This window comes from Pseudomonas beijingensis, assembly GCF_030687295.1.
Lineage (GTDB): Bacteria > Pseudomonadota > Gammaproteobacteria > Pseudomonadales > Pseudomonadaceae > Aquipseudomonas > Aquipseudomonas beijingensis.
Map to the genome: position 1 here is coordinate 914,388 of NZ_CP117425.1, position 12,805 is coordinate 927,192.

Consider the following 12,805-nt stretch of genomic DNA (forward strand, 5'->3'; position numbering starts at 1 on the left):
CCCCCACCTTGAGGACATCCCGCCGCCAATCTCAGCGAGGCGGACACCACCATCCACTTGGAGTTTGATGACCATGAGCGTGGAAACTCAAAAGGAAACCCTGGGCTTCCAGACCGAGGTGAAGCAACTGCTGCACCTGATGATTCACTCGCTGTATTCGAATAAGGAAATTTTCCTTCGCGAGCTGATTTCGAACGCCTCTGACGCTGTCGACAAATTACGTTTCGAAGCCCTTTCCAAGCCTGAACTGCTGGAAGGCGGCGCTGAGCTGAAAATCCGTGTGAGCTTCGACAAGGACGCGAAAACCGTCACCCTTGAAGACAACGGCATCGGCATGAGCCGCGAAGAGGTGATCACGCACCTGGGCACCATCGCCAAGTCTGGCACGGCCGACTTCATGAAGAACCTGTCGGGCGATCAGAAGAAAGATTCCCACCTGATCGGTCAGTTCGGCGTCGGTTTCTATTCGGCGTTCATCGTGGCCGACCAGGTCGAAGTGTTCAGCCGCCGTGCCGGCCTCGCTGCGAGCGAAGGCGTGCACTGGTCGTCCAAGGGCGAGGGCGAATTCGAAGTCGCCACCGTCGACAAGGCTGATCGCGGTACCCGCATCGTGCTGCACCTCAAGTCCGGCGAAGACGAGTTCGCCGATGGCTGGCGTCTGCGCAACATCATCAAGAAGTACTCCGACCATATCGCGCTGCCCATCGAGCTGCCGAAGGAAGTCACCGCTGCTGAAGGCGAAGAGAAGCCTGAAGTGGAATGGGAAACCGTCAACCGCGCCAGTGCCCTGTGGACCCGTCCGCGCACCGAAGTGAAAGACGAGGAATACCAGGAGTTCTACAAGCACATCGCCCACGACTACGAGAACCCGCTGAGCTGGAGCCATAACAAGGTCGAAGGCAAGCTGGAATACAACTCGCTGCTGTACGTGCCGGCCCGTGCGCCGTTCGACCTGTACCAGCGCGAAGCGCCACGTGGCCTGAAGCTGTACGTGCAGCGTGTGTTCGTGATGGACCAGGCCGAATCGTTCCTGCCGCTGTACCTGCGCTTTATCAAGGGTGTAGTGGATTCCAACGATTTGTCGCTGAACGTTTCGCGGGAAATCCTGCAGAAAGATCCGATCATCGACTCCATGAAGTCGGCGCTGACCAAGCGTGTATTGGACATGCTGGAAAAACTGGCGAAGAACGAGCCCGAGCAGTACAAGAGCTTCTGGAAGAACTTCGGCCAGGTGATGAAGGAAGGCCCGGCCGAGGACTTCGCCAACAAAGAGAAAATCGCCGGCCTGCTGCGCTTTGCGTCGACCCAGGGTGACGATGGCGAGCAGATCGTTGGCCTGGCCGATTACCTGGCCCGCGCCAAGGAAGGCCAGGACAAGATCTACTACCTGACCGGTGAAACTTATGCACAGGTCAAGAACAGCCCGCACCTGGAAGTTTTCCGCAAGAAAGGCATCGAAGTGCTGCTGCTGACCGACCGCATCGACGAGTGGCTGATGAGCTACCTCAACGAGTTCGATGGCAAGAGCTTTGTCGATGTGGCCCGTGGCGACCTGGATCTCGGCAACCTGGATTCGGAAGAAGACAAGAAAGCCGCCGAAGAGGTCGCCAAGAGCAAGGAAGGCTTGGTCGAGCGGATCAAGACAGCCCTGGGCGACGCCGTCAGTGAAGTGCGTGTCTCGCACCGCCTGACCGACTCCCCGGCGATCCTGGCTATCGGTGAGCAGGACCTGGGTCTGCAGATGCGCCAGATCCTCGAAGCCAGCGGCCAGAAAGTCCCGGACTCCAAGCCGATCTTCGAATTCAACCCGGCCCACCCGCTGGTGGAAAAACTCGACAACGAGCAGAGCGAAGAGCGTTTCGGCGATCTGTCGCACATCCTGTTCGACCAGGCGGCCCTGGCGGCCGGCGACAGCTTGAAGGATCCGGCGGCGTATGTGCGTCGCCTGAACAAGCTGTTGGTTGAACTGTCAGCTTAATCTGACGCAGGAAAGTTCCTTGTGGGAGCGAGCTTGCTCGCGATGACGGTCGATCAGTCAACTCATCGTTGAGGGTTGGACCGAATCGCGAGCAAGCTCGCTCCCACGGTTGCATTTCAGGCATTTACCAAGAGGAGTCCGTCATGAGTCAGGTTACGGTTCGTTCGCTGGTCTATCAGATCGATGGTCAAAGTTATGAAGGCCGCCTGGCCTACGACATCAACCAACAGGGCCCGCGCCCGGGTTTGTTGATGGCGCCGAACTGGATGGGCGTAGGGGCGGGTGCCGAGGAGATCGCCAAGTCGGTGGCGGCCAACGGTTATGTGGTGTTGATTGCTGACCTGTATGGGCAGGCGGTGCGCCCGAGCAACGCCGATGAAGCGGGGGCGGCGATGATGCCTCTCAAGAACGATCGGGCCTTGTTGCGCAAGCGCATGCAGGCCGCGTTCGAACAACTGCAGAGCCAGGGCGAAGCAAAGGTCGATGCGTCGAACCTCGCCACGTTCGGTTTCTGCTTCGGTGGCTGCTGCGCCCTGGAATTGGCCCGTACCGGCGCACCGCTGAAGGCTGCGATCTCATTCCATGGCACCCTGGATACACCGAACCCGGCCGATGCGCAGAACATCAAGGGCGCGGTGTTGGTGATGCACGGTGCCTCCGACCCGCTGGTGCCGAAAGAGCAGCTACCGGCCTTCGAGGATGAAATGAACGCCGCCGGGGTGGATTGGCAACTGCTGAGCTATGGCGGTGCGGTGCACTCGTTTACCGATCCGCAGGCCAATGTGCCGGGCAAGATGATGTACGACGCCAAGGTCGCCGGTCGGGCGTTCCGGTCGATGCATAACTTGTTGGGTGAGGTGTTCAAGGACTGAGATAGGGGCTGGATCTCTGTTGTTTGATACACAGCCATCGCGAGCAAGCTCGCTCCCACATTTGACCGAGGTGTTCACAGCATTTGTGAATGACATCGATCCAGTGTGGGAGCGAGCTTGCTCGCGATGACTGCCTGACAGACAACCCTGAATCTAGGGCAGCTCGATCCGCTCGCTTTCCCCCGGCACAGTCGGCCAGTCCCCAGCGGCCCAGCGCCGGCGGGCTTCATCGATCCGGGCCGGGTCGCTGGCGACGAAATTCCAGTTGATCCGTCGCGGTCCATCCAGCGGCGCACCGCCGAACAGCACGGCGTGGCAGTCACTGTCGGCACACAGCGTCATCTCTTGCCCTGTCGGCAATATCACCAGGGAATGGGCTTCTACCGGCTCGCCATCCAATAGTGCCTCGCCGCTCAGCACGTACAGGGCCCGTTCTTCATGCTCAGTGGGAATCAGCAACGTCGTCGCGGTCTGCAGATGCAGTTCGGCATACAGCGTAGGCGAGAGCACCGGCACTGGCGATTCCAGGCAAAAGCCTGACCCGGCGATCATGCGGATGCTGACCCCCAGGTTCTCGCTGACCGGCAGGCTGTGTGCCGGGTGATGACTGTAGTGCCCCGGGCCTTGTTCGTGGGACTTGGGCGAGGCCAGCCAGACTTGCAACCCGTGCATGACGAAAGCGTTGCCCAGCAATGATTCTGGAGTGCGCTCGACGTGGGCGATGGCGCTGCCGGCGGTCATCCAACTGACGTCCCCGGCGTCCACTACCTGGTCGGAACCCAGGCTGTCCTTGTGTTGGAGTTTGCCTTCGAACAGATAGGTGAGGGTGGACAGGCCGATATGCGGGTGTTGGCGGATGTTCATGCCTTTGCCGGCCGGATAGGTGGTTTGCAGCATGTGATCGAAAAACACGAAAGGCCCGACGCTGCGGCATTTGGCGGACGGCAGCGGGCGAAGAATCGGCTGGCCTTCTACGTCTTCGGCGCGGGGGCGAACGGTCAGGGGAGTGGTCATGTTGTCTTCCAGGTTGAACAACGGTCGCACGAAGCATAACCCGCCGCCGGCAGAGGCGGCAGATGCGCCTTGAACCCGAGCGGGACGGCGGGGGTCTATGTTGCTTATAGCTTCTGGAGACTGCCCGTGCCTTTGACCCGTTTGATCTTCGCCTGGCTGCTGGTTGTTTCGAGTAGCAGCGCCGTGGCCCGCGAATATGCCTACAGCGATGCGCACCTGCATTACGTCGATTTCTTTCAGGAAACCGCCGGCATGCCCAAGCTGCTCCAGGCGATGGCGGACAATCGCATCGAACATGTGATGATTTCCGGTGTGCCGGTGGCCAAGAAATGGCATGAGGACGAGCCCAAGCGTCCACGTTATTACGCCGGTGACGACGCGGATGCCTACTGGTACAGCGCCACCGATGTGATTGTTGCGGCGGCAGTGAGCAAGCTGACCGAGGAGCAACGCCAGCACTTTCATCCGTTCCTGTCGGGCTTCAATCCCAACGACAAGAACTCCGCCGCCCACATCCAGCGCATGCTCGATCTCTACCCGGGCTTGTGGCAAGGCATCGGCGAGGTCTTCACCCGCCATGACGACCTGACAGCGCTGACCTCGGGCGATACCCCGCGGGCCAACAACGAAGCCATGACCCGGATCTATCACTTGGCGGCCGAGAACGACCTGCCGGTGATGCTGCATTCCAACATCACCTCCAAGCGTGAGAGAAATCCGCTGTACCTGGCTGAAATCGAGGAGCCGCTGCGCAATCACCCGCACACGCGCTTCATCTGGGCTCATGCCGGCACCAGTATGGAAATCCATCGCCACCAGACCCGTTTGGATTTTCTGCTGCCGACCCTGAGCCGCCTGCTCGAGGCCTACCCCAATCTGTACATAGACCTGTCCTGGAGCGTGCTCACGCCGTACTTGCTGGACAAGGCGGGCAAGCCCCGGGACGAGTGGGTAAAGCTGGTGGAACGCTTTCCTGAGCGTTTCATGGTGGGGTCGGATGTCGTCGGGCGTTTCAATCAGTTGGGCAAGGAACTGCGCAGTTTCGATCCGTTCCTCGATGCCTTGCCAGAAGACGTGGCGAGGAAAGTGGCGCGGGATAACTTCCTTTCGGTGTTGTGTGGGAGCAAGGCTTGCCCGCGATGAAGGTCATGCGGTCTTGAAGTCTGAAGTGCCGGCATCGCGAGCAAGCTTTGCTCCCACAGACCAACATCGCTTTGTCATCAGCCTGTCACGCCCGCGTCATACCCTCGCGCTCATCTCAATCAAGGAGCGCACTATGCACCTCACCCGTTCAAGCGCACTGGTCGCGCTGTTGTTGACCTGCGGCCTGGCACAGGCCGAAGTCCGTGTCGAAGGCCCGGTGGAATATGGCGTCTTCGAAGGGCCGCAAGCGGAGCTGCAATCGGGAGAGCGGGTCCTGCGGCGCAGCAACGAGCAGATTCGCCAGACCGAGAGCGTGCCGGCGAAGCTGGGCACCAAGTTCGGCATGCGCTATCAGTTGGCCGGCAAGGTCGCAGACGACCAGCCGTTGACCCTGTTGTACTTCACCCCTGGTATCCGCACCCCCGATGGCGTGCGCCACGACAAGTTCGAGGTCATCCAGAAGCTGGTGCCCGGCGCGCCTCAGGATGTCATGGCCTACGAATTCACCGAAAGCCACGAAGTGGTGCCGGGGGAGTGGCGGTTCATGGTGTTCCAGGGTGATCGGTTGCTGACGCAGCAGCGGTTTGTCGTGCGCTGAATTGGAGTCAACTGTGGGAGCGAGCTTGTGTGGGAGCGAGCTTGCTCGCGATAGCGGTGGATCAGCCAACTTCAATACTGACTGACCCGGCGCCATCGCGAGCAAGCTCGCTCCCACAAGGGCGTTTTCCACAGAAACTTTGTGGTGTAAGCAGGCAAAAAAAACGCCCCGAACCAGTCGGGGCGTTTTTGTGTGTGGCGTTAGCGGCGGGGCTTACTTGCCCTGCCAGCGCTTCAATACCAAGGTGGCGTTGGTGCCACCGAAGCCGAAGCTGTTGCTCATCACGGTATTGATGGTGGCGTCTTCGCGAGTCTTGGTCAGGATGGGCAGGTCGGCCACTTCCGGATCCAGTTCGTCGATGTTGGCCGAACCGGCCATGAAGTTGCCTTCCATCATCAGCATGCAGTAGATCGCTTCGTGAACGCCGGCGGCGCCCAGGGAGTGACCCGACAGGCTCTTGGTGGAGCTGATGGCCGGGGCCTTGTCGCCGAACACTTCGCGCACACCCTTCATTTCCGCGACGTCGCCGACCGGGGTCGAGGTGCCGTGGGTGTTCAGGTAGTCGATCGGTGCGTCGACGGTGGACATGGCCATCTGCATGCAACGTACGGCGCCTTCACCGCTTGGTGCGACCATGTCGTAGCCGTCGGAAGTGGCGCCGTAGCCGACGATTTCCGCGTAGATCTTCGCGCCACGGGCCAAGGCGTGTTCCAGCTCCTCGACCACGACCATGCCGCCGCCGCCGGCGATGACGAAACCGTCACGGTCGGCATCGTAGGCACGGGAAGCTTTTTCCGGGGTGTCGTTGCGCTTGCTGGACAGCGCGCCCATGGCGTCGAACAGGAACGACTGGCTCCAATGTTCTTCTTCACCGCCACCGGCGAACACGATGTCCTGCTTGCCCATCTGGATCTGTTCCATGGCGGTACCGATGCAATGGGCACTGGTGGCGCAAGCGGAAGCGATGGAGTAGTTCAGGCCCTTGATCTTGAACGGCGTGGCCAGGCAGGCGGAAACGGTGCTGCTCATGGTCCGCGTGACGCGGTATGGGCCAACGCGCTTAACGCCTTTTTCGCGCAGGATGTCCAGCGCTTCCATCTGATTCAAGGTGGAGGCGCCGCCCGAGCCGGCGATCAGGCCGGTGCGCGGGTTGGACACTTGCTCTTCGGTCAGGCCGGAGTCAGTGATGGCGTCCTTCATGGCCAGGTAGGCGTAGGCCGCCGCATGGCCGACGAAACGGTAGATCTTGCGATCGATCAGCTCTTCGAGGGGAAGGTCAATGGAGCCGGAAACCTGGCTACGCAGACCCATTTCGGCATATTCCGGGTTGAACCGGATGCCAGGGCGACTTGCACGCAGGTTAGCGGAGACGGTCTCTTTGTCATTGCCCAGGCACGAAACGATGCCCAGACCAGTGATAACGACGCGGCGCATGCGGATAACCCTTAGAAGTTGTCAGTGGAGGTGAAAACGCCGACCCGGAGGCCTTCGGCGGTGTAGATCTCGCGACCATCCACGGCTACCGAACCATCGGCAATGGCCATGTTCAGCTTGCCCTTGAGGACGCGTTTGATATGAATGTTATAGGTGATTTTCTTGGCGGTCGGGAGGACCTGACCAAAGAACTTCACTTCGCCCGAACCCAGGGCGCGACCGCGACCCGGCAGGCCTTGCCAGCCGAGGAAGAAACCGACCAGTTGCCACATGGCGTCCAGGCCCAGGCAGCCCGGCATCACCGGGTCACCTTCGAAGTGGCAGGCGAAGAACCACAGGTCCGGAGTGATATCCAGCTCGGCGACCAATTCACCTTTGCCGTACTTGCCACCCTCTTCGCTGATATGGGTGATGCGATCCACCATCAGCATGTTCGGGGCGGGCAGTTGCGCGTTACCTGGGCCGAACAGCTCACCGCGACTGCAGCGCAGCAGATCTTCCCGGGTAAAGGCGTTTTGTTTGGTCATGCGAGCTCCTCAATAGTCCCATGCGGCAGGGTGGGGCAAATCTTCCCGGCCGATCGAAGCGTTCATGCCTCGAATCGACAGCCTACTCATAGACTATTGCGTTGTAGTGAAAGTCACAGCACACGGGAAATGAATGTACACCTGTGCACTGAAATTTTTATTCAAGCCCCAATCGAGGCTTGTTCGGGTGCCTAAGACTGCCGCACTTTCGCCTTTCACGCCAGTCACAGATGGTCCGGCGACCTGTTCTAATTCACCCAGCGCTGCAGAATCTGCTGCAGGTCGTTCCTTTTGAACGGCTTGGCCAGGTAATCGTTCATGCCTGCCGCGAGGCAGGCTTCGCGGTCGCCCTGCAAGGCGTTGGCCGTCAGGGCGATGATCGGCACCTCGTCGCAGCCTGGCAATTGGCGGATCTGCCGCGTGGCTTCGTAGCCATCGATGATGGGCAATCGGCAATCCATGAGGATCGCTTCGAAAATCAGGCTTTCGGCGCTGCGTACGGCCTGGGCGCCATCGGTGGCGACGCTGACGGTGAAGCCCAGGCTGCGCAGCATGGCTTCGATCACCGTCTGGTTGACCGGATTGTCTTCCACCAGCAACACGTTGCGACCTTCGCCATTGCCATTGCCATTGCCATTGCCGGTGGGCAGGCGCGGCGCCAGGGTCGGTGGCGTCTGGCGCGACAGGGCCAGCGGGATCTCGAGGGTGAACACCGAGCCCTGGCCTTCTTCGCTCTGGGCCCGCAGTGTCCCGCCCATGCGTTCAGCCAGGGTGCGGGCGATCGGCAGGCCCAGGCCGGTGCCGCCGTAGCGCCGGGAAATCGAATTGTCGGCCTGCTGGAAGGCGTCGAACATGCGCTCCAGGCTCTCGGCGGGGATACCGATGCCACTGTCGCGCACCGTGCAGGTGAACCACAGCAGTTCGTGATCCAGGGCCTGCCACTGGCATTGCACGGTGACGCGGCCTTGCTCGGTGAATTTCAGCGCGTTGCCGATCAGGTTCACCAGGATCTGCCGTATCCGCGTCGGATCGCCCTGCACCTGCAAGGCCTGCATGTCGTCCGGGACCAGCAGGTCCAGGCCGAGCTTGCGTTGCGCGGCGCTGTGCTGGAACGACTGCGCGCAACTGCCCACCAGTTCGGCCAGGTTGAACGGGATGTGCTCCAGTTCCAGGGCCGAGCGTTCGATGCGCGAGAAATCGAGGATGTCGTTGATCACCTTCAGCAGGTGTTCGGTGGATTCCGAGGCCAGTGCCGTGTACTCGTGCTGCTCGTCGGTCATGCGGGTGGTTTCCAACAACTGCAGCATACCCAGTACGCCGTTCATGGGCGTGCGCAGTTCATGGCTCATCATCGCCAGGAACTCGGACTTGGCGCTGTTGGCTTTTTCCGCTTCTTCGCGGGTCTTGATCAACTGCGCCATGGCCTGGTGCTGTTCGCGGCTGGCTTGCTCCAGGCCGTCGGCCAGGTTGTTGATGTGCCGGGACAAGGCGCCCAGTTCGGCGTCATCGACGATCGGCAGCGGGGTACTGTAGTCGCCTTGCTGGATGGCCTTGACCGCGTTGCCGATGTCGCGGATCGGCCGGGACAGGTTGGTCGCCAGCCGGCGCGCCACCAGGAAGGTAAACAGCAGGGCGAACAGCGCGAGGATCGCGGCCTTGAACAGGATCTCCTGTTGCCGCTGGCTGAAGGCGTCACTGGACATGCCGACGATCACGCGGCCCAGGTAGTCTTCGCCGGACGCTTCGACGGCGGTGCTGTTGCCTTGCAGGAAATCATTGTTCAGGGCAATGCGTTGCAGGCGCACCGGGGCCTGGAAGACTTCGATCTGCTGGGCACGGCTGTGGACCTGCTCGGGTTGTTCGACGTACACCAGGACCTTGTCGGTGCTGTCCTGCACCTCCAGGAAACGCACGTGCGGGGTGGCCAGGGTCGCGGTGAGCAGGCTTTCCAGCACTTCGTTGTTGCCGGAAATCACCCCGTACTCCGTGGCGGGGGCCAGTTGGTTGGCGATCAGTTGACCGGTGTGATTGAGCTCCTGGCGCAAGTCCTGGATCCGCACGAAGGTAAAGAAGCTGATCAGCAGCAAGGTCAGCAGCAACGCCGGGCCGAGGGCGATGAGCTGGGTACGGGTGTTGATGTCCCAACGGCGACGCAAGGTCATGGGCGGTGTTCTCCTTCGGCCAGCGTTGCCGCGACGGATTCGGCGTCAATCGGTTCGATTCCCAGCGAGCGGGAGACCTGCCGGTTGCCCAGGACCTTGAAACGGTCCGGATACAACGTGCGCGGCCAGGTCGTGGCGGGGCGGTCGAGCAGGTCGTCGAGAATCGCCAGCCAGTCGTGTTGGTCGCTGTAGGTGCTGGCCAGGCTGCCGGCCTTGACGAATGCGGCGCTCGGCCCGATCAGGGCGCGTTGCCGGGCGTAGCTGCTGAGCAACAGGTTCTTCACGGTCTTGGGGTTGTACAAGTCGGGGTCATCGAGGCCCAGCAGCACGTCGCTCTGGCCCAGCAGGTTTTGCAGGGGACGGCTGTCGCTGGTGTCGTCCCAGCGTTCGCTGACGATCACCAGGCCCAGCGGTGCCGCGGCCTGTCGGATGTCCTTGAGCAGGAATTCACTGTGGGTGTCGTATAGCACGCCGACCCGTCGCACTTGCGGCAGGATGGTGCGGATCAGCCGCAATTGCCGCGCCATCGGTGGGTCACTCCACAGCAGGCTCAGGTGCGCGGGCGTAGCGTCGCCCAGGCGGTCGCGGGCTTGCTGGCGGCTGATGCGCAGGACCAGGGTGGCCGGCCCCTGGGCATCCTGCAGGCGCCACTCCAGGCTGGGCAGGTCAAGCAGGACCAGGCGGACATTGTCCGGCAACTTATCCGGCGTCGGCAGGTTGGCCAGCGACGTAAACCGCACGCTGTCTTCGGGGCGCAGGGTTTTCAGGGCCTGGGTGAAAGACTGCACGCCGGGGCTGTCCTCGGCGCCGGTCAACAGAATTTCGGCGGCCCGGGCTTGGAAGGTTGCCAGCCACCCGGCAAACACCAGGCACAGGGTCAGCCTCAGGCGGCCATGAAATGGCGTCTTGCAGGGTGAGTGCCGGGACATCTAGAACGACAACTCCGCGCTGAAGTACACGACATGGCGGGCGTCGTAGCGGTTGTCGACGAAGGTCATGGGTTGGTTGTCCAGGCGCTGCTGCAGGACGCCCGCCAGCTCCAGGCTGGCCTTGCCCAGGGGAATGCGCCGGGCGACGCGGGTGTCCACCCGTTCGAAGCGATAGCCGTTGAGGTCGTCGGCGGCGTAATAGAACAGTGCGCTGTTCCAGCCCTGGCCCCAATCCCGTAGCCAACCGGCCGAACCGCTGTTGCGGGCGGTCAGTTGTTCATCGAGAGGGTTGCTGGCCTGGGCGTCGACATAGGCGTAGGTCAGGCGCAAGCGATCGGTGCTGGTCATGCGCCAGTCGAACTGGGTCTCGACCCCGGAGAACTGTGATTCATTGGCGTTGCTGGCAATGTACTGATTGTTGCGCAGCGGCTCGCTGATCATGCCGGTGATTTCGTCATGGAACAGCTTCACGTCGACGGCCAGGCCCAAGTCCACGAAGTAACCGTTGTAGCCCAGTTCCCGGGAGCGCATGTGTTCTTGCTCCAGATTGCCCGGGCCGCGGGTCCGGACGAAGTAACGGGCACTGTTCTGGCCGAAGGCGGCGGGTTGCAGGTTGGTGACCTGATAGCTCCAGTTGACGTTGTTCTCGAACATGTCCGGCGAGCGCACGGCTTCGGAGTACACCGCCCGCAGGCCGTGGCGCGGGGTGATCAGGTAGTTGACCGCGACCCGCGGAGTCAGCGAACTGCCGGTCAAACGGGTGTCTTCGAACATCGCGCCACCCTGCAACAGCCAATGCTCGGTGGCCCGCCATTCGAGCTGGCCGAACAGGCGCCAGGTGGTGTCGTCCAGGGTGCCGTTGAAGTACGTCTCCGAGTCGGCCCGGTCGTAGCGATAGTTGGCGCCGGTGACCAGTCGCAGGCTGTCGGACAGGCTCAGGGTGTCCTGGATCTCCAGGTCGTAGCGCGATTCCCGGGCGCTCTGGTCGATATCGCCGCATAGGGTTTGCGAGGCACCGTTGCGCCACTGGTCGAGCACCTGATTGGCCAGCGCCTGTTCCTGTGGCGTGCCGGTTGGCGCGCCGTTGTTGATGTAGCTGGGGATATTGCGCGCCAGCTTCTCGGCATAGTTGGGGTTGAGCTGCCACAGGTCGGTCAGTTGTGGGCTGAAGGACACCTCGGCGTCACAGGCGCGCCAGGTCTGCTGGCGATCCCAGTGCTGGATCGAGCCTTGTACATAAAGGCTGTGGTCGGGGTCCAGGTCCAGGTTCCAGCGCAGTGAGCCGGCGTAGTCCTTGGCGATGACGTCGGAGTTATCCCCGGCGGCGGTAATCCCGGCGAACACGGGGCGGTAGGTATAAGGCCGCTGGTTGGTCCCATCCTTGGCGTTCAATTGCCAGTCGATGCTCTGCCGTTCGTCCAGGGTCTGGCTGACGGACAGGTTGAAGCGGTTCAGGCGGCGGCTGTCGCGGTAGTCGGCGCCGTTGCGGTCGCTGTCAAAACCATCATCTTCTTGGCCTGACAGCGACAGCCGCAGGTCGCCGCCTTCCCAGCCGCTGCCCTGACTGGCGTACCAGTCGCTGATGCCACGCTGGCCCCGGGTAATTTTCAGCCGGGTGCCGTGGCTGTCGGCCGGGGCGCGGGTGATGATGTTGACCACTGCCATCAGCGCGTTGGCGCCATAACTGACGGTGTTGGGGCCGCGAAAGACTTCGATCCGCTCGATGTCTTCCATGGCCACCGGAATATCGCTCCAGTCCACCGTGGCCAGGCCGGCGCGGTACACCGAGCGGCCGTCGATCAGCACTTGCATGCGGCGCGCTTCGCTGGCGTTGGTGCCATGGTAGTTCACGGCGGCCTGGTTGCCGGTGATGTTGCCGACCATCATGCCCGGTACCAGGCGCAGCAGCTCGCTGATGTCCCGGGCGCCGCTGGCCTTGATCAGCTCGCTGTCGAGCACGGTCATGCTGCCCGGCACCGCCGCCGGCGATTGCTTGAGGCGCGTGGCCGTCAGCACCTGGGGCAGGGGCTGGCTGTCCACGAACAAGTCGTCGGCCAGCACTGGCGGGCTGATGATCAGTGCCAAAAGCAGGGACGAACCTGAACGGGAAGGGCCAACGGACACGGCACAGCCTATGAGAATGGGTGG

At 61.9% G+C, this 12,805-nt stretch carries 10 protein-coding genes; 4 read left to right on the forward strand and 6 right to left on the reverse strand.

From position 1 onward, the window contains the following. Positions 1–73: 73 nt before the first annotated feature. Positions 74–1,978: a molecular chaperone HtpG gene (htpG, locus tag PSH84_RS04250; protein WP_060743152.1), complete on the forward strand. Its 1,905-nt coding sequence runs from the start codon at positions 74–76 to the stop codon at positions 1,976–1,978. Positions 1,979–2,121: 143 nt separating this feature from the next. Further along, entirely contained in the window at positions 2,122–2,850 is a 729-nt protein-coding gene (locus tag PSH84_RS04255; protein WP_122565950.1) for a dienelactone hydrolase family protein, read from the forward strand. 153 nt (positions 2,851–3,003) lie between these two features. On the opposite strand, the gene PSH84_RS04260 is transcribed toward PSH84_RS04255, so the two are convergent. Beyond that, on the reverse strand, positions 3,004–3,864 hold the full coding sequence (locus tag PSH84_RS04260; RefSeq protein WP_305467919.1) for a pirin family protein: 861 nt from the start codon (positions 3,862–3,864) through the stop codon (positions 3,004–3,006). 126 nt (positions 3,865–3,990) lie between these two features. Between PSH84_RS04260 and PSH84_RS04265 the strand changes: the two genes are divergently transcribed. Both PSH84_RS04265 and PSH84_RS04270 read left to right on the forward strand, forming a co-directional pair. Continuing rightward, entirely contained in the window at positions 3,991–5,007 is a 1,017-nt protein-coding gene (locus PSH84_RS04265; RefSeq protein ID WP_439800553.1) for an amidohydrolase family protein, read from the forward strand. Positions 5,008–5,140: 133 nt separating this feature from the next. Next, the gene (locus PSH84_RS04270) at positions 5,141–5,605 is read left to right on the forward strand and encodes a DUF3859 domain-containing protein (protein WP_018610122.1); all 465 of its coding nucleotides are present in this window, start codon (positions 5,141–5,143) and stop codon (positions 5,603–5,605) included. Positions 5,606–5,818: 213 nt separating this feature from the next. On the opposite strand, the gene fabB is transcribed toward PSH84_RS04270, so the two are convergent. From fabB to PSH84_RS04295, 5 genes are all read right to left on the reverse strand, one after another. After that, complete coding sequence (gene fabB, locus PSH84_RS04275; RefSeq protein WP_122565947.1) at positions 5,819–7,039, reverse strand: beta-ketoacyl-ACP synthase I; 1,221 nt, start codon at positions 7,037–7,039, stop codon at positions 5,819–5,821. A gap of 11 nt (positions 7,040–7,050) precedes the next feature. Further along, a complete protein-coding gene (fabA, locus tag PSH84_RS04280) occupies positions 7,051–7,566 on the reverse strand; it encodes a 3-hydroxyacyl-[acyl-carrier-protein] dehydratase FabA (RefSeq protein ID WP_003204400.1) in 516 nt (171 codons plus the stop codon). Positions 7,567–7,814: 248 nt separating this feature from the next. Beyond that, positions 7,815–9,728, reverse strand: a complete 1,914-nt coding sequence (locus tag PSH84_RS04285; protein WP_305467917.1) for an ATP-binding protein — start codon at positions 9,726–9,728, stop codon at positions 7,815–7,817. Next, on the reverse strand, positions 9,725–10,657 hold the full coding sequence (locus PSH84_RS04290; RefSeq protein WP_122565945.1) for an ABC transporter substrate-binding protein: 933 nt from the start codon (positions 10,655–10,657) through the stop codon (positions 9,725–9,727). The genes PSH84_RS04285 and PSH84_RS04290 overlap by 4 nt, the downstream gene beginning before the upstream one ends. Then, a complete protein-coding gene (locus tag PSH84_RS04295; protein ID WP_122565944.1) occupies positions 10,658–12,781 on the reverse strand; it encodes a TonB-dependent receptor plug domain-containing protein in 2,124 nt (707 codons plus the stop codon). It abuts the gene before it with no gap. Between the last annotated feature and the right edge of the window lie 24 nt (positions 12,782–12,805).